Source organism: Agromyces sp. GL_144 (assembly GCF_057834305.1).
Genome location: NZ_CM174399.1, coordinates 3,642,789 through 3,659,061, shown reverse-complemented (window position 1 = coordinate 3,659,061; position 16,273 = coordinate 3,642,789). Strand labels below are relative to the sequence as shown.

Annotated in this window: 16 protein-coding genes; 15 read left to right on the top strand and 1 reads right to left on the bottom strand. The window is 69.3% G+C overall.

What is annotated here, in order from left to right:
* The first annotated feature begins 104 nt into the window (after positions 1 to 104).
* Together pnuC and AC3IPY_RS16810 are read left to right on the top strand one after the other, a co-directional pair.
* Positions 105 to 857: a nicotinamide riboside transporter PnuC gene (gene pnuC, locus AC3IPY_RS16815; protein WP_489185409.1), complete on the top strand. Its 753-nt coding sequence runs from the start codon at positions 105 to 107 to the stop codon at positions 855 to 857.
* Entirely contained in the window at positions 854 to 1,981 is a 1,128-nt protein-coding gene (locus tag AC3IPY_RS16810; RefSeq protein ID WP_489185408.1) for an AAA family ATPase, read from the top strand. The genes pnuC and AC3IPY_RS16810 overlap by 4 nt, the downstream gene beginning before the upstream one ends.
* Positions 1,982 to 2,003: 22 nt before the next feature.
* Here AC3IPY_RS16810 and AC3IPY_RS16805 read toward each other — a convergent pair whose 3' ends face one another.
* Positions 2,004 to 2,843, bottom strand: a complete 840-nt coding sequence (locus tag AC3IPY_RS16805) for an NAD-dependent epimerase/dehydratase family protein (RefSeq protein ID WP_489185407.1) — start codon at positions 2,841 to 2,843, stop codon at positions 2,004 to 2,006.
* Positions 2,844 to 3,050: 207 nt separating this feature from the next.
* Here AC3IPY_RS16805 and AC3IPY_RS16800 point away from each other — a divergent pair, with 207 nt between their 5' ends.
* The 13 genes from AC3IPY_RS16800 (at position 3,051) to AC3IPY_RS16740 (ending at position 16,272) form a co-directional block, all read left to right on the top strand.
* Positions 3,051 to 4,517 carry a xylulokinase gene (locus AC3IPY_RS16800; RefSeq protein ID WP_489185406.1) on the top strand — a complete coding sequence of 489 codons (1,467 nt, stop codon included), beginning with the start codon at positions 3,051 to 3,053 and terminating at the stop codon, positions 4,515 to 4,517.
* An 85-nt stretch (positions 4,518 to 4,602) separates the two neighbouring features.
* Complete coding sequence (locus tag AC3IPY_RS16795) at positions 4,603 to 5,313, top strand: GntR family transcriptional regulator (protein ID WP_489185405.1); 711 nt, start codon at positions 4,603 to 4,605, stop codon at positions 5,311 to 5,313.
* A gap of 44 nt (positions 5,314 to 5,357) precedes the next feature.
* Entirely contained in the window at positions 5,358 to 7,064 is a 1,707-nt protein-coding gene (locus tag AC3IPY_RS16790; RefSeq protein ID WP_489185404.1) for a thiamine pyrophosphate-binding protein, read from the top strand.
* Positions 7,065 to 7,271: 207 nt separating this feature from the next.
* The gene (locus tag AC3IPY_RS16785) at positions 7,272 to 8,591 is read left to right on the top strand and encodes an ABC transporter substrate-binding protein (RefSeq protein ID WP_489185403.1); all 1,320 of its coding nucleotides are present in this window, start codon (positions 7,272 to 7,274) and stop codon (positions 8,589 to 8,591) included.
* Between the two features lie 90 nt (positions 8,592 to 8,681).
* Positions 8,682 to 9,659: a carbohydrate ABC transporter permease gene (locus tag AC3IPY_RS16780; protein ID WP_489185402.1), complete on the top strand. Its 978-nt coding sequence runs from the start codon at positions 8,682 to 8,684 to the stop codon at positions 9,657 to 9,659.
* The gene (locus AC3IPY_RS16775) at positions 9,659 to 10,489 is read left to right on the top strand and encodes a carbohydrate ABC transporter permease (RefSeq protein WP_489185401.1); all 831 of its coding nucleotides are present in this window, start codon (positions 9,659 to 9,661) and stop codon (positions 10,487 to 10,489) included. The genes AC3IPY_RS16780 and AC3IPY_RS16775 overlap by 1 nt, the downstream gene beginning before the upstream one ends.
* Positions 10,489 to 10,938, top strand: a complete 450-nt coding sequence (locus tag AC3IPY_RS16770; protein WP_489185400.1) for a VOC family protein — start codon at positions 10,489 to 10,491, stop codon at positions 10,936 to 10,938. The genes AC3IPY_RS16775 and AC3IPY_RS16770 overlap by 1 nt, the downstream gene beginning before the upstream one ends.
* Positions 10,935 to 11,963, top strand: coding sequence for a Gfo/Idh/MocA family protein (locus AC3IPY_RS16765; protein WP_489185399.1), 1,029 nt, complete (start codon positions 10,935 to 10,937; stop codon positions 11,961 to 11,963). The genes AC3IPY_RS16770 and AC3IPY_RS16765 overlap by 4 nt, the downstream gene beginning before the upstream one ends.
* A gap of 46 nt (positions 11,964 to 12,009) precedes the next feature.
* Positions 12,010 to 12,780, top strand: coding sequence for an SDR family NAD(P)-dependent oxidoreductase (locus AC3IPY_RS16760; RefSeq protein WP_489185398.1), 771 nt, complete (start codon positions 12,010 to 12,012; stop codon positions 12,778 to 12,780).
* Entirely contained in the window at positions 12,777 to 13,733 is a 957-nt protein-coding gene (locus tag AC3IPY_RS16755) for a CoA transferase subunit A (RefSeq protein WP_489185397.1), read from the top strand. The genes AC3IPY_RS16760 and AC3IPY_RS16755 overlap by 4 nt, the downstream gene beginning before the upstream one ends.
* Complete coding sequence (locus AC3IPY_RS16750; protein WP_489185396.1) at positions 13,730 to 14,545, top strand: CoA-transferase subunit beta; 816 nt, start codon at positions 13,730 to 13,732, stop codon at positions 14,543 to 14,545. The genes AC3IPY_RS16755 and AC3IPY_RS16750 overlap by 4 nt, the downstream gene beginning before the upstream one ends.
* A gap of 5 nt (positions 14,546 to 14,550) precedes the next feature.
* On the top strand, positions 14,551 to 15,465 hold the full coding sequence (locus AC3IPY_RS16745; RefSeq protein WP_489185395.1) for a CoA transferase subunit A: 915 nt from the start codon (positions 14,551 to 14,553) through the stop codon (positions 15,463 to 15,465).
* Positions 15,466 to 15,471: 6 nt separating this feature from the next.
* Positions 15,472 to 16,272, top strand: coding sequence for a CoA-transferase subunit beta (locus tag AC3IPY_RS16740; RefSeq protein ID WP_489185394.1), 801 nt, complete (start codon positions 15,472 to 15,474; stop codon positions 16,270 to 16,272).
* The last annotated feature ends 1 nt before the right edge of the window (position 16,273 follow it).

The following is a 16,273-nucleotide window of genomic DNA, read 5'->3' as shown; positions in this document are numbered from 1 at the left end:
TCGGCCTGACGGGGTTCCGTTCCACGGCGGAGTGGAGTGCACCGCGCAACACGAACTAGCGTGAACCTGCGCATGCGCGCCCTGCGACCACGCCCGATCGGAGCATGATGGACCTCACCGACCTGCTGCAGTCGCAGCTCTTCGCGATCGCCGGCCAGCCGGTGTCGGTCGTCGAGGCGATCGGCTTCCTCACGGGCGCGCTCTGCGTGTGGGCGGTTGCTCGCGGCAGCATCCTGAACTGGCCGCTCGGACTCGTGAACAACCTCGCGTTCCTGCTGCTCTTCGCGGGCGTCGGGCTCTACGCCGACGCCGCCCTGCAGATCGCGTTCGGCGTGCTCGGCGTCTACGGCTGGGTGCAGTGGTCGCGGCGCCGACCCCGCGGTGCGGGCGGACCGGGCGGTGCGGGCGGACTCGACGATGCGGTCGGGCGCGCCGGCGAGGCATCCGCCCTGCCGATTCGACGGGCGACCCGCCGCGAGCTGCTCATCGGCGGCGCGATCGCCCTCGTCGCGACCGTGGCCGTCGGCTACCTGCTCGCCGCCGAGACGAACTCGCAGGTGCCGTGGCCCGACGCGTTCATCCTCGCGTTCTCGCTCTTCGCGACGTGGGGGCAGGCGAAGAAGCTGCTCGAGCAGTGGTGGATCTGGATCGCGGTCGACCTCGTCTCGATCCCCCTCTACCTGGTCAAGGGGCTCTGGCTCACCGCGCTGCTGTACACGGGGTTCCTCGCGCTCTGCGTCTACGGCCTCACCCGGTGGACGCGCCAGTACCGCGCCGGCCGCGGCGCCGGCATCGGGCAGCGAGCGGATGCCTCGGTCGAAGCGGATGCCGCGACCTCGACCGAGGCGCGCGCATGACCGGCACGGCGCACGGCCTCGTGCTCGGCAAGTTCTACCCGCTGCACGAGGGGCATCTCGCGTTGCTGCGGATCGCCGCGGCGGAGTCGCAGCTCGTCACGGTCGTCATCATGGGGACCGTGTTCGAGTCGATCCCGCTCGAGCGGCGCGCCGCGTGGCTGCGTGCCGAGATCGCCGCCGACCCGGGAGGGCTCGGCAACGTGGCCGTCGTCGCGATCCCGTGCGACGCCCCGGTCGAGTACGGCTCCGAGATCGCGTGGCGGGCGAACGTCGTGCCCATCGAGGCGGCGCTCGCCGCGGCCGGCCGGCCGGCACCCACGACGGTCTTCTCGTCCGAGCACTACGGTGTCGAGCTCGCGACCCGCCTCGGCGCCGGGCATCGCGCGTTCGACGAGGGCCGCACGCGGCATCCGATCAGCGGCACCGCGGCGCGCGACGATCTCGTGGGCCGATGGGATGAGCTCGCGGCATCCGCTCGGCTCGACCTGGCGACGCGCGTGATCGTGGTGGGCGCCGAGTCGACGGGCACCACCACGCTCACCTCGGCGCTCGTCGAGCACTATCGCGCGAACGGCTTCGCCCGCATGCCGTTCGTGCCCGAGTACGGGCGCGAGTTCACGTACGAGCTGCACGCCGAGACCGAGGCGGCGGCGGGGCATGCGGTGCCGGTCGACGACCTCGTGTGGCTGCCCGAGCATTTCGCGCTGATCGCCGAGCGGCAGAACGCGCTCGAGGACGCGGCGGCGCTCGCGTGCCCGCTCGTGATCGCCGACACCGATGCGTTCGCGACCGAGCTGTGGGAGCGCCGCTACCTCGGCGCGACGTCGGATGCGACGCGGCAGTTCGGCACCGCCGGGTTGCCCCGCCGTGACGTGTACCTCGTGACCGATCACGAGGGCGTCGCGTTCGAGCAGGACGGCTGGCGCGACGGCGAGCACATCCGCGCCGAGATGAACGGATGGTTCGTCGACGAGCTCACCCGCCGCGGGCGCTCGTGGGTGCTCATGAGCGGCTCGCCCGAGGAGCGCCTGCGCTACGCGGTGCGCCTCATCGACGCGCTCTGGGCGCGCAACTCGACGTTCGCCTCGCCCGAGTGGGCGGATCGCACCGTCGTGACGGCCTGAGTCGCTGACCGCCGCCCCGCGGTCACCAGGCGACGCCGATCGGATGCTCCTCGTCGGTGAACGCTCCGCCGACCGGCCCGCCGGCCCCGGGCGGTTCGGTCGCGATGCCGAGCGCGCGGACGATCGCGAACGCGTCGTCCTGCGGCTCGAACCCGATCTCGCGCCCGGCGGAGAGATTGCAGACGCCCGGCGTGTTCGCCGAGACGCCCCAGACGATGTGGTGGCGCCCGTCGTCGAGCGCGAGCGCGGCCTCGGCGAGCCGGGCGGCGTCGCCCGGCGAGAGCCAGTGGGCGAGTCCATGCTCGGGTGCGGGTTCGGGTGCGAACGCGCAGATGCGCGCCGACACGATCCTGAGTCCGAAGCGGTCGGCGTAGACGCTGCCGAGCGCCTCGACGGCGGCCTTGCTCACGCCGTAGAACGTGTCGGGGCGGGGAACGAGCACGGGCGTGGCCGCGACATCCGCGACATCCGCGAACCCGACCGCGTGCACGCTGCTCGCGAGCATCACGCGCGTGGCGCCACCGAGTCGCGCCGCCTCGAGCACCCGCTGCGTGCCGTCGATGTTCACGCGCAGGATGTCGGCCCACGGCCGCTCCGACGCGAGCGCGGCGAGGTGCACCACGGCGTCGACGCCGTCGAGGGCCGAGCGGATGGCGCGCTCGTCCTTGATCGACGCGCGATGCAGCTCGACGCGATCGGGATCGACGGCGCCCCACGGGCCTTGCTCGACCCGGGCGGGGAGGTCGGTGTCGATCAACCGCAGCGTGCGCCCGGAGCGGTCGAGCAGGGGGACGAGGTGCCGGCCGATGCGACCGGACGCGCCGGTGATCGCCACGACCTCGTGCGAGGCATCCGTTGTCATGACTGGGAGCGTAGTGGTCGTGAGGGTCGGGTCACACGGCGCGGTGCGGTGTGATCGTCGACTCCATGGCCGCACCGGGCTCGGTGACGCAGCGGCTGCGGCCGCAGGACGGCGTGAACCCGCCCGCGCCACGGAATGCACGTGCGCGGGTTCCGCTGAGAGATCTAGTTATCTAGAGTGAATCTAATCTAGCGAACGGAGTCATCGTTGACCGCCGGCATTCTCGTCATTGACATCGGCACCTCCTCGATCCGCGCGAACGTCGTCTCGCTCGACGGCTCGATCCTCGGAGGCCGCACGGCCCCGACCGGCACGGTCCGTACGGCCGAAGGAGGCGCTCGCCTCGACGCCGAGCAGTGCTGGCGAGCCACGGTCGACGTGGCCGCCGCCGCCGCGCACGGCCACGAGATCGTCGCGATCGGTGTGAGTGCGCAGCTCGGTGCAGTCGCGATCGGCCGGTCGATGCGCGCATTGAGCCCGATCTTCCTCTGGTCGGATCGCACCGCCGAGCCGCAGCTCGAGCGGGTGCGGCGGGCGAGGTCCGATCCGTCGCTTCCTGCCGCGGGCCGGCGCATCACGAGCGAACTGGTCGCCCCTCGGATCCTTCAGCTCTCCGATGAGGACCCGGGTGTGCTCGAGGAGGCTGCCGCAGTCGTGAGCCTCAAGGACTTCCTCGTCGGCAAGCTGACGGGGTGCATCGCGACCGATCCGACGCACGCGAGCTACACGCTCCTCTTCGACATCGCGAATGGGCGGTGGTCGACCGAGGCGTGCACGGCGCTCGGCATCGACCCCGAGCTCCTGCCGCCGGTCCGCACCGCCTCCGATGAGGTTGGCGCGCTCGCGACTGGACCATCGCGCGACCTCGGGCTGCGTCCCGGCATTCCGGTCGCGTCGGGCGGGCCGGACGGAACCGTGGGCTCGCTCGGCGCCGGCGCGTTCGATGCGGGTGCCGCCGTCGACATCGCGGGCAGCACCGACGTGCTCGTCCGGCTCATCGACGCCCCGGTGTTCGACGCCGCGGAGATCGTCACGACGAACGCCCACCTGCTGGCCGACCGGTGGACGATCGGGGGAGCCACCGGACTCACCGGGGGCGGTGTCGACTGGCTCGCCCAGGTCGTCGGCGAAGCCGATGCCGCGGCAGCGTATGCGCGATGGGGCGATGAGATCGACGCGGTCTCGCCTGGAGCCGGAGGCGCACGCGGTTACACGACGTTGACCGGCCAGCGCTACCCGTATTGGGAGCTCGCCGATCTCGGCGGACTTCGAGGACTCACGCCGCTGCACCGTCCACCAGAACTCGTCGCGGCGTTCCAGGAGGGCGCGGCGTTCCTCGTGCGGGCCGGCCTCCGAGAGACGCTCCGGTTCGCCCCGGCGCCGGAGCTCGTGCGAATCGTCGGCGGCATCGCTCGACGGCCTTCGACGCTCCAGCTGCGCGCGGATGTGCTGGGCGTGCCGGTCGAGGGGATCGCCGACGGCATGGCGACCTCGCGCGGCGCTGCAGTGCTCGCAGGCCTGGCAGCGGGACTCTTCGGGTCGGTCGGTGAGGCGGTCGGCGCGATCTGCGCGCCGGGAGTCGTGTTCGACCCCGAGCCGGCCCGCCAGCGGCGATACGACGACATCTTCGACTCGTGGGAGTCCGGTCGGGGAAATTCGCCGACGGGGTCTTGACAACTCGGTCCGCGAGGTCCTTAATTGCTCTAGATAACTAGACCACCTTGAATCCAGGTCTGGTCGAGCTCAATGAGGAGGCAACGTGCCGGACATTGCGATACCGGAGTACCGGCGGATTCGCGACGCTCTTCGCGTTCAACTCGAGGCCGGTGACCTCAAGCCCGGTGACCGGATCCCGGCCGAACGAGAGCTCTCGACTCGCTACGGCGTCGCGCACATGACGGTGCGTCATGCCGTCGACGGACTCGTCCGCGAAGGGCTCCTCGTTCGTCGCCGCGGCTCGGGCACCTATGTCGTCCACAACCGCGCCGTGTCGCGCTCGATCAACCGGCTGCAGAGCTTCACCGACGATGTCGGGTCGTCCTCGTCAGGTGCGAAGGTCCTCCTCCAGGTCGAGGTCGAGGCGCCCGACGGGGTCGCGGAGCTGCTCGAGGTGCCCGAACGCAGCCTTGTCGTCGAACTGACTCGTCTCCGCACGGTCGACGGATTGCCCGCGGCGATCAACCAGGTGTGGGTGCCGCTTCGCGTCGCGCCGAACCTGCCGCACGAGGAGATGAACGACCGTTCGCTCTACGCCTACCTCGCCGACATCGGCGCCGCGCCGGAGCGCGCGGAGCAGCGGATCTTCGCCGTCGCGGCCGACGCCGACCGCGCTCGCCTTCTCGGAGTGAGGGCCGGCACGCCGCTCCTCGCGAGCGAGCGCGTCTCGCGCGACGCGCAGAACTCACCGGTCGAGGTGGCGCACACCTGGTCGAGACCCGATCTCGCGGTCTGGGTGGAGATGCGGCGATGACGATCCACGACCTGAGCACACGGACCCAACACGGAGAGGAAGCCATGGCAGTGAACACGATCACCGACCGGAAGACGTGGACGGGAGGGCAGCTCGTCGTCGACACGCTCCGGCGCCTCGGTATCCATCGGGTGTACGGGGTTCCCGGCGGCCAGACGCTCGCCATCACGGACGCGATGCTCGACGACCCCGACATGACGTTCGTCACCACGCGCCACGAGGGTGCCGCGGCCGTCATGGCCGATGCCGCAGGCCGCGTCTCCGGCATTCCGGGCGCCTGTCTCGCGACCACCGGGCCGGGTGCCACGAATCTGCTCACCGGCATCGGCGGCGCCCTTCGCGACTCGAGCCCCGTGCTCGTGCTCACCTGCAACAACCGCGGGCCCGACGTCGATCGCGACGACGCGCAGAACGCCGACCACGTCGCCATCTTCCGGCCGCTCACGAAGTGGGCGACGCTCGTGACCGACACCGCCTCCATCCCGCGTGTGCTCAACGAGGCGGCGTTGCGAGCCACCACGGGCAATCCCGGACCGATCCTGATCGACTTCACCCGCAACGCGCTCGAGGACTCGATCGAGCTCGACGGGCTCGAGCCGATCCGGGCCGCCCGAGTCGCGGCCCAACGACCGGTCGGCGACCCTCGCCTCGTGCACGAAGCCGCCGCACTCATCGCTGGGGCATCCGCACCGGTGCTGTGGGTCGGCAACGGCGTGCAGATCTCCGACGCCGGCGACGCGGTGCTCGCGCTCGCCGAGGAGGCCGGTATCCCCGTACTCACGACGTTCAACTCGATCGGGGCGGTCCCGACCGAGCACCCGAACGTGTTCGGAGCCGTGACGCGCATGGGCACCTCGCTCAGTCACCTCGTGCTTCGCGAGTCCGACCTCGTGATCGCGGTCGGCAACAGCCTGAACGCGGTCTCCACTGCGCGGTGGTCGATCGGGCTCCCAGACACGATCGTTCAGATCGATGCATCCGCCGAGAGCCTCGGCCGCAACTATCCCGGGCGCACCGTCGGCATCCTCGGTGACGCGCGTGCGACGACCGAGCTGCTCCACGAGGAGCTCCGCGCCCTGGGCGCGCTCGGTTCCGAAGCCGCGACCGCGCGCCTCGCACGATTGCGCGAGGCGAAGGCCGAATGGTGGCGGCAGGCCGTAGACGTCGACATGACGGCATCGCCGATGTCGCCCGCGGCGGTCATCAGCGCGGTGCGCGATGCGTCGCCCGACGAGACGATGCTCGTCGTCGATGCCGGCAACCCCGGCGTCTGGTCGTACCTCTGGCCGATCCGCTCACCGCGCAGCTACATCAAGCCCGTCGGCTTCGGCAACATGGGCTTCGGACTGCCCGCCGCCATCGCAGCGAAGCTCATCGACGCGGACCGTCCGCTGGTCGCTCTGATCGGCGATGGATCCCTCGGGATGAGCCTCGGCGAACTCGAGACCGTGGTGCGCGAGGAGACCGCTGTCTGCCTCGTCATCATGAACGACAACGCATACGGCAACATCCGCCAGGAGCAGGACCACCACTTCGGTACCGGCCGCAACATCGGGGTCGACTTCACCGACACCGACTACGCGAAGGTCGCCAACGGCTTCGGGTTGGCCGGATATCGAGCCGATACGGGCGACGAGCTCCGCGAGGCCGTCGCCGCCGTACTGGCGAGCGGACGGCCGGGCCTCATTGACGCCCGTATCGACCCCGACATCAGTGCGTGGACCTTCCCCCTCTTCGACATCAAGCCGTAACCCGAATCGAACAGAAAGGAGGTTCCCGAAAACGCCTCGTGCTCGCCCCAGCTGCGAAACCCGGTCGAGCCCGAGACACCATTCCGTCACCCCGACGCCGTGGAAGACACAGTACTTCAGACCTTCAGGCAACGGCGCCATTAGAAAGGCACAAGAATGAGAAGGCAATCCATTCGACGCAGCGCCATGGCGGCGGTCGCGTCGGCAATGGCCCTCGGTCTCCTGGCGTGCACGCAATCCGCACCTGACACCGGAGACGAGGACCTCGAGGGTCAGACGATCAAGGTACTGGTCAGCTCAGGCCACCAGCAGTTCAACCCGGTATGGGACCGACTCGACGAATTCACCGCGGAGACGGGCATCAACGTCGAACTCGACCCGGTCGCGACCGTCGACATCGAGGGCACGTTCCTGCGGGATGTCTCGGTCGGGGCGTGCACGTACGACAATGTGTCCATCCTCGACGGCGCGATGCCAGGGGCCGCCCAGTACATGGAGGACCTCGGCCCGTATCTCGAGAAGGACGGCTCGAGCACCGATGAGCTCCTCGACCGTCAGGTCGGCTGGGTCAGCGGCGCCATGGTCTACGAGGACCAGCTGAAGTACTACCCCTACTACTCGGGCAGCAAGGCGATCGCCTACCGGCAGGACCTGTTCAACGACCCGACCAATCAGGCCGACTTCGAGGCGCAGTACGGGTACGCGCTGCCGGTTCCGCCGACGAAGCCCGACGAGGTCGTCGACCTCGCCGAGTTCTTCACGGGACGTGGGACGCAGTACGGGATCGTGTTCTCGGGCCAGGGCGACTCGGCCGAGACCACGGTTGCCGACGTCATCTTCCGGCACGGCGTGAACGGCTACCAGGACGACGATTTCAACGCGCTCTGGGGGCCTGAGAACACCGACAACCAGCCGGCGGTCGCTGACGCCGCGGCCTGGCTCACGGACTTCGTCGCCAACGGATCGGCACCCACCGAGGTCACGTCGATGGCGACCGCCGAGGCGACGGCGTTCTACACCGCGGGCGATGCGGCCATGATCTACGATCACATCTACCTTCCGTGGGCGCAGTTCAACGCCGACAACGTGACGAGCGTGATCGGCGAGTCGGGGTCGTTCGAGCCGCCGAACTTCGTCGACGACGCCGGGGGCATCACCTTCTTCTGGGGGCGGGCCATCCCGAACTGCAGCCAGCACAAGGCCGCGTCGTGGGAGTTCATGAAGTGGGTCATGTCGGAGGAGAACCTCAAGCTCGCGTTGAGCGAGGGCGAGGGTGTCTTCGTGCCCACCGATCTCGAACTGCTCGACTGGGCCACCGCGGAGAACCTCATCCCCGAGGGCGTCGCGGCGACGGTGCAGAACGCCAAGCCGTACGTCATCACGACTGCGACCGGCCGCATTCGCCAGGGCACCAACCTGCCCCTCGTCGAACGTCTCTTCCAGGGTGACCTCACCCCCGACGAGTACGCCGTCGAGAGCGGTGATGCGATCCAAGACGAGGTCGACGAGTCGGGACTCGCCGACTGATCCGACCGTGCCCGGCCGGCGGGGCGAACCCCGCCGGCCCAGGCCAATCAGACCATCTCGATACGACAGAGAGGAACAGGGTGGTTCCCGATGACCGATCGAACCTCCACGATCCCATTCGGCCGCCGAACCGACACGATCGCGATCGTGACCCAGGGCAAGTTCCCGCGTCGCTCGCTGTTCCGATCGCGTAACGGCACCGGAAAGTACTGGTTCTTCCTGATACCTGCCGCGGTGGTCGTGCTGCTGCTGATCGTCGCGCCGCTCGGCTACACCGCGTACCTCAGCCTCCGGCACTACGACCTGACCCGAGGCATCAACGAGTACATCGGCTTCGACAACTTCGCCGAGATCCTCAGCGGAGGCGACCCCGAGTTCGTCGCGTCGCTCGTGCGCACCTTCGTCTACGTGATCGTCGTGATCGCGTTCGACTTCCTCATCGGGATGACGCAGGCGCTGCTCCTCTTCTCGATGCGACCCACGGTGTCGAAGATCTTCCGCATCGTCTTCATGCTGCCGATCCTGATCATCCCGACCGCGAGCGCGGTCTTCTGGCGCACGATCATGTGGTCGCCGCCGAACGAGCAGTTCCTGCGCACACTCGGCCTCGAGGACCTGATCAGCCCCCCGCTCGGCAACCCCCAGCTCGCCCTCTGGGCCATCATCATCACCGTGATCTGGGCATGGTCGCCCTGGGTGTTCCTCCTGCTGTCCGGCGGGCTCGATGCGCTCGATCGCACCCTCATCGAGGCATCCACCGTCGACGGTGCGAACTATCTCCAGCGGCTGCGGCTGATCATCCTGCCGCTCATGAAGCCGGTGATCTTCGTGACTCTGAGCTTCAAGGCCGTCGACTCGTTCCTCTCGTTCCCGTTCGTATGGGTGATGACCCAGGGCGGGCCGGGAGGGTCCACGCACCTCATGAGCACCTATATCTACGAACAGGCGTTCAAGTTCCTGAACTACGGCTACGGGTCGGCGCTCGCGATCGTCATGCTCGTGATCTCCGCCGCTCTGTCGATCGGAGCCGTCCTGTACTGGAACCGCACGCAGGGCAAGGAGCTCTGATGGCCGTCAGCACGCGCTCGACGATCCGGAGCATCCCGAAGTACCTTCTGCTCGCGATCATCCTGCTCTGGGTGTTCATTCCGCTGTACTTCCTGTTCGCGGTCTCGATCACGCCGGACGGGACGACGCTCGATGGACTCGAGCTGCCCCCTGCGGTGACGGGTGAGAACTACGAGTTCATCCTCACCGGCCAGTACGTGATCTGGCCTGCGCTCATCAACAGCATCATCGTCACCGTGGGCGCGACCGTGCTCGCGATGGTCATCGCGGTGCCGGCGGCGTACGCGCTGTCTCACCTGCGTCACCAGCGCAGCGGACGAGGCACGTATCTCGGGTTCTTCGTGCTTCGGAGCGTGCCCCCGGTCGCGCTCGTGCTTCCGCTCTACATCATCTTCTCGGGGATCGGACTCCTGAATACGCTGCACGGGCTCGTGTTCGCACTCATCCCGTTGGCCCTGCCGTACTCGATCTGGACGCTCCGCGTCTTCTTCGATGCGATCCCGCGGGAGGTCGAGGAGGCGGCGAGCGTCGACGGCGCCGGCACCTTCCGCTCGTTCTTCTCGGTCGTCCTGCCGATCGCGACGCCCGGCGTCGCGGCCACTTCGGCACTGGCAGCCCTCCAGGTATACGTCGACTACATCGTCGTCGCGACGCTGGCAGGCCCGGCCACGCTGACGTATCCGGTGTACGTCACCGGGTTCCAGCAGGACTACCTCGCGCTTGTGGGCCCGCTCGCTGCGGCATCCTTGATCGGCGCGCTGCCGATGATCGCGATCTTCTCCTTCTCCCAGCGCTACATGCGCCGGCTGGCCACGGCGGGGATCCACTGATGCCGTCGTACGACGAGACCCTCGCGCCGCTCGAACGGTCGGCCGACGCCGTCACCGCGGTCGACCACATCGGGCTCGTGGTGCGCGACCTCGACGTCGCGGCCGGGTTCTACGAGTCTGCCCTCGGCATGGAACGCGAGGGCGGACCCGTCGAACTCGAGGGCAGGGCCACGAGCGTGCAGTTCCTCCGAGGCGGCAGTGCGCGCGTCGAACTGCTCATGCCCACCGGTGAAGGCCCGCTCGAGCGCTTCCTCGCGTCGCGCGGCGAGGGACTCCACCACGTCTGCTACGCGATCGGCGACATCCATCACGCCGTCGGACGGCTCGTGGCCGGCGAGGTCCGCATGATCGACGCCGAGCCGTGGCGCAGCCCGCACGGCTGGGTCGCCTACATCCACCCGGCTGCCGCGCACGGATGCGCGATCGAACTGAGGGAGCACTACCGATGAACCAGGTCCGATGGGGCGTACTCGGCACGGCGAAGATCACGACGGCCGAGGTCGGTCCAGCGTTGCTCGCCGCGCCACGCAGTCGAGTGCAGGCCGTCGGCAGCCGCCGGCTCCAGGCCGCGCGCGCCCTCGCCGACGAACTCGGCGCCCCCGACGCGTACGGCTCCTATGACGAGCTGCTCGCCGCGCCCGATGTCGATGCCGTGTACATCCCGCTGCCGAACACGATGCACCGCGAGTGGACGCTCGCGGCCCTCCGTGCCGGAAAGCACGTGCTCTGCGAGAAGCCCATGGGCATGGACGCGGTCGAAGCCCAGGAGATGGCGTCTGCCGCACGCGACGCGGGCCGCGTGCTCGTCGAGGGCTTCATGTGGCGGTTCCACCCGAAGGTGCGTCATGTGCTCGACCTGATCGAGCACGGCGCGATCGGCGAGGTGCGCCTCGTCAGGGCGACGTACACGTTCGACCTCTCGGCAGCTGCCGACGTGCGCGCAGGCACCGTCGACGACGACATCCGCCTCGACCCGGCTCGGGGCGGCGGCGCGCTCACCGACCTCGGATCGTACTGCGTCAACGGACTGCGCACCTACGCGCGATCTGTTCCCGTCGAGGTCCGCTCCGAGGCGCGCAGCTCCGGCGGCCGCTCCGTCGAGACCCAGATCTCGGGTGAGATCCGTTTCGAGAACGGCGTCGTGGGCCAGTTCTTCGCCGCGCTCGACGTGCCGGGCGGCGGCCACGTGGAGATCCTCGGCACCGGCGGCCGCATCCGGCTGCCGAACGCGTTCCGAACGCGCAGCGTACAGGGCCCGGTCGTCATCGAGCGCCAGCACACCGATGGCACCTGGACGAGCGAGGAGCTCCCTTTCGCCGACCAGTACGAGCTCGAACTGGAGCAGTTCGCCGAGGTCGTGCTCGACGGCGCGGAGCCGGTCGTGACGCTCGAGGACTCGATCGAGAACGCACGGACCCTGGAAGCCATCCGCCGGTCCTGGCGTGAGGGCACCGTGACCGTGGACCGCGCGTGAGCGCGGCCGCGGCCTGACCGAACGAACACGAAGGAGAGACGCAGCGATGGGAACACTCGACGGCAAGGTCGTCATCGTCGCCGGCGGTGCCGGCGCACAGGGGAGGGTCGGTGCGACGCTGTTCGCCCGCGAAGGCGCGAAGGTGGTCGTCGCGGATGCGTCGGGCCCCGGCGCATCCGAGGTCGAGGTCGCCATTCGCGCGGCGGGCGGCACGGCGATCGCGCGCCCCGCAGACATCGCCGACGCGCAGGCATGGGCCGACCTGGTCGACGCGGCCGAGACGGAGTTCGGCCGCGTCGACGGACTGGTCGACTATGCGGCAGTGCTGAGCCGCCCGGGCGTGGAGGAGACCGAACTCGATGCCTGGGAGCGGACATTGCGGGTGAACCTCACGGGCGCCTGGCTCGGGATGCGGGCCGCGATCCCGGCGATGCGGCGCGCGGGCGGCGGATCGATCGTGCTCATCGGCTCGGTCGACGGGCTCGTCGGCCGGGGCGGCGGTGCCGCCTACCAGGCCTCGAAGGGTGGTGCGCGGCTGCTCGCGAAGTCGGCAGCGACGCAGTACGCCGCCGAGGGCATACGGGTGAACAGTGTGCACCCTGGCCCGATGCAGTCGCGCATGGTCGAGGTCGTCGGTCCGAAGGCGGACGCCGCGGGCACCGCCGCCCTCGAAGCGCGGCTCGTGGCCCAGGTCCCGATCGGCCGTCTCGGCCGCCCGGAAGACATCGCCTACGCGGTGCGCTACCTGCTCGCCGACGAGTCGTCGTTCGTGACCGGCGTCGACCTGCCCGTCGACGGAGGGTTGACGGCGCAATGAGCGACGAGACCCGGACGCCCCGCATCGCGGAGCAGAGCAAGCTCACCTCGCTCGTCGACGCGGTCGCGAGCGTGCCCGCCGGAGCGTCGTTGAGCTTCAGTGGCTTCGGGCACGGCGGGCATCCCATGGCGTTCGTCCGCGAGCTCATCCGTCAGGGACGAGGCGGCTTCACCCTCGACGCGATCGCCGAGTGCTGGCCGGCGGAATTCCTCACCGCGGCCGGTCGTGTCGACGCGATCAACCTGTCGAACCTGATGTTCGAGGGCCTCGGGCGATGCCGGGCGATCAGCCGCGGCATCGAGGACGGCGAGGTCCGCGTCGACGACCACAGCCACCTCGCGCTCAGCCTGCGTCTCATGGCCGCGGGCTGGGGCATGCCGTTCCTGCCGATCCGGTCGCTCGCCGGCACCGACATCGAGGCGATCTCCACCGCCCCCGAACCGAAATACGCGCGCACGGTCTCACCGTTCGACGGCGAGGAGGTCGGTGTCGTGTCGCCACTGCAGCCCGACGTCGCGGTCATCCACGTCAACCGGGCCGACGCACGTGGCAACGGGGTGATCGACGGCGCGATCTCGGTCGTCGACGCCCAGGTGCGCGCCGCACGGCGCGTCATCGTGACGGCCGAGCGCATCGTGAGCGCCGACGAGATCGTCGACCGGAACCAACTCGTCTCGGTGCCCGGCGTGCTCGTCGACCAGGTCGTGCACGCACCGTACGGCTCGCACCCGGCGGCGATGTACGGCGAGTACGACGAGGATCTCGGGCACATGGACGAGTACTACACCGCGTCGCGTTCGCGCGAGGCGGTGGCCGGATACCTCGACGAATGGGTGCTCGGAACGACGGACCACGATGACTATCTCGCACGGGTGGGTGCGAAGCGCCTCTTCGGACTGCGGGTCGATCCCACGCTGAAGGTCGCGACGAGGCCTGAGGAGGAGCGAGCATGAGCGACGACGCGACCGAGTACTCGGGCGGGTACTCGATGGACGAGGTCATGACGATCGCCACGAGCCGGTACATCCGAGACGGCGACACCGTGTTCATCGGCACCGGACTGCCGATGGTGGCCGCCTACCTCGCGAAGGCGACGCATGCGCCGAACGCGGCACTGCAGTTCGAGTCGGGCGTGCTCGACCCGCAGCCGAGGTCGATCGCGAAGGCCGTCGGCGACCCGCGCCTGGTGTCCACCGCGCGTCGCGTCAGCGGAATGCTCGACAGCCTCCTGCTGCTGCACGGAGGGAGGGTCGCCCTCGGGGTACTCGGGTGCGCGCAGATCGACCGGTACGGCAACATCAACACGACCGTGATCGGCGGGTACGAGCACCCCTCGACCCGACTGCCGGGCTCCGGCGGAGCGAACGACATCGCGAGCCTCGCGCAGCACCACGTCATCGTGACGCGTCACAACGCGCGCACGTTCGTCGATCGGCTCGACTACCTCACGACGCCCGGGTACCTCACCGGACCGGGTGCCCGCGAGCGCGCCGGCCTGCCGGGCGGCGGCCCGATCGGCGTGATCACCGACAAATGCGTGTTCGGATTCGATCCCGAGACCAAGGTCATGGTGCTCGAATCGATCCACCCGGGGGTCGACCTCGACGAGCTCATCTCCACGACGGGCTTCGAGTTCGGCATTCCCGATCCCCTGCCCATCACCCCTGAACCCACCGCCGAGCAGCTGCGCATCCTCAGTGAACGCATCGATCCCGACGGGGTCTACCTCACGCGGCTCGGCCGCCCGTCCTCGAAGGAGCAGTGACCCACGTGTCAGAATCCCGCATCCCCACACGCCTCGCCGAATTGGAGGAGGCCATCGCCGTCATCCCCGACGGCGCCACCGTCGCGATCGGCGGCCACACCCTGCGCCGCCATCCGATGGCCTTGGTCCGCGAACTCATCCGGCAGGGAAAGAAGGATCTGCACCTGCTCGGCTGGAACAACGGCATGGACATGGACATCCTCGTCGGCGCGGGCGTCGCACGAGTCGTCGAGACGTCGTACGTCGGCATGGGGCCGCTCGGTCTGGCCCGCAACATGCGCCGCGAGGTCGAGTCCGGCCGCGTGCGCACCGTCGACCATTCCGAGACGACCGCGATCGACATCTTCCGCGCGACCGCGCTCGGCGTGGACTTCCTGCCCAACGGCACGCCGCTCGGCACCGACCTCATGACGTACAACGACGGACTGGTCGAGATCACCTCGCCGTTCACCGGCCGCACGTACGCGGCGGTGCGCGGCGTCGAGCCCGACTTCGCACTCATCCACGCCCATGCTGCGGACCCGCACGGCAACGCGCAGCTCGACGACGAGAACTGGATGGACAATACGGTCGACACCTACATCGCACGCTCGGCCAAGCACGTCATCGTCTCGGTCGAAGAGGTCGTGAGCGCCGAGCACGTGCGGCGTCACCCGCTGCGCACCTTCCTGCCGCGCGAATACGTGAGCGCAGTGGTGCACGCCCCGTTCGGAGCCCACCCGTGCTGCTGCGACTCCCGCTACGGCTACGACCAGGACGAGCTTCGCCGCTACTACGAGGCGACGGGCTCGGCGGAGACGCTCGACGCGTACCTCGACGATCGGGTCCGCGGCGTCGCCGATCACTGGGAGTACCTGGACCGGGTCGGCGTCGCCGCCCTCCTCACCAACGCCACCCGCAACGACGCCCAGGAAGGCTGACCGCTCATGAGCGACTACACGATCGAACAGCTCCTCGCGACCGCCGTGTCGCGCGAACTCCGCGACGGCGAGCTCGGCTTCATCGGGCTGGGAACGGGCGGCCGGGCGTTCGCCTTCGCGGTCGGCGTGCCGACGCTCGCGATCGCGCTCGCGCACCGGCGCGGCGTCGACTTCATCGCCCAGTACGGCGTCGCGCTCGAGCCCGACATCGAGCATGCCCCGCGCTGCTTCGAGGACCGCAACCTGCTGCGCTGGTCGGCTTCGGCGCAGATCCCGGTCGAGACCGCGCTCGACGGGTTCAAGCGCGGCAAGATGAGCATCGGCTTCATCTCGGGCGCCCAGGTCGACCCCTACGGCAACCTCAACAGCGTCGCGATCGGCGACTACGCGAAGCCGAAGGTGCGGCTGGTCGGCGCGATCGCGCAGCCCGACCATGCGGCGAACGCCCAGCGCACGCTGATCATCATCCCCCACGTGCGGCGCACGTTCGTCGAGAAGGTCGACTATCGGTCGGCGATGGGCTTCGGCGACGGCCCCGGCCACCGCGAGCGCCTCGGCCTCATCGGCGGCGGGCCGTCGAAGGTGTTCACCGATCTCGCGGTGCTCGACTTCGAACCCGAGTCCCGCCGTATGCGGGTCGTCTCGCTCCACCCCGGCGTGACGCGCGCTCGCGTCGAGGAGGAGACCGGCTTCGAACTGCTCTGGCCCGACGAGATCGCCGAGACCCCTGCGCCCACCGATGAGGAGCTCGCGATCCTCCGAGAGATCGACCACGACGACGCATTCCTGCAGGGAAGGATCTTCTGAG

Coding starts and splice junctions, on each gene's coding strand:
- pnuC (WP_489185409.1), top strand. CDS start 105: ATGATGGACCTCACCGACCTGCTGCAGTCGCAGCTCTTCGCGATCGCC.
- AC3IPY_RS16810 (WP_489185408.1), top strand. CDS start 854: ATGACCGGCACGGCGCACGGCCTCGTGCTCGGCAAGTTCTACCCGCTG.
- AC3IPY_RS16805 (WP_489185407.1), bottom strand. CDS start 2,843: ATGACAACGGATGCCTCGCACGAGGTCGTGGCGATCACCGGCGCGTCC.
- AC3IPY_RS16790 (WP_489185404.1), top strand. CDS start 5,358: ATGGCAGTGAACACGATCACCGACCGGAAGACGTGGACGGGAGGGCAG.
- AC3IPY_RS16785 (WP_489185403.1), top strand. CDS start 7,272: ATGGCCCTCGGTCTCCTGGCGTGCACGCAATCCGCACCTGACACCGGA.
- AC3IPY_RS16780 (WP_489185402.1), top strand. CDS start 8,682: ATGACCGATCGAACCTCCACGATCCCATTCGGCCGCCGAACCGACACG.
- AC3IPY_RS16775 (WP_489185401.1), top strand. CDS start 9,659: ATGGCCGTCAGCACGCGCTCGACGATCCGGAGCATCCCGAAGTACCTT.
- AC3IPY_RS16770 (WP_489185400.1), top strand. CDS start 10,489: ATGCCGTCGTACGACGAGACCCTCGCGCCGCTCGAACGGTCGGCCGAC.
- AC3IPY_RS16765 (WP_489185399.1), top strand. CDS start 10,935: ATGAACCAGGTCCGATGGGGCGTACTCGGCACGGCGAAGATCACGACG.
- AC3IPY_RS16760 (WP_489185398.1), top strand. CDS start 12,010: ATGGGAACACTCGACGGCAAGGTCGTCATCGTCGCCGGCGGTGCCGGC.
- AC3IPY_RS16755 (WP_489185397.1), top strand. CDS start 12,777: ATGAGCGACGAGACCCGGACGCCCCGCATCGCGGAGCAGAGCAAGCTC.
- AC3IPY_RS16750 (WP_489185396.1), top strand. CDS start 13,730: ATGAGCGACGACGCGACCGAGTACTCGGGCGGGTACTCGATGGACGAG.
- AC3IPY_RS16740 (WP_489185394.1), top strand. CDS start 15,472: ATGAGCGACTACACGATCGAACAGCTCCTCGCGACCGCCGTGTCGCGC.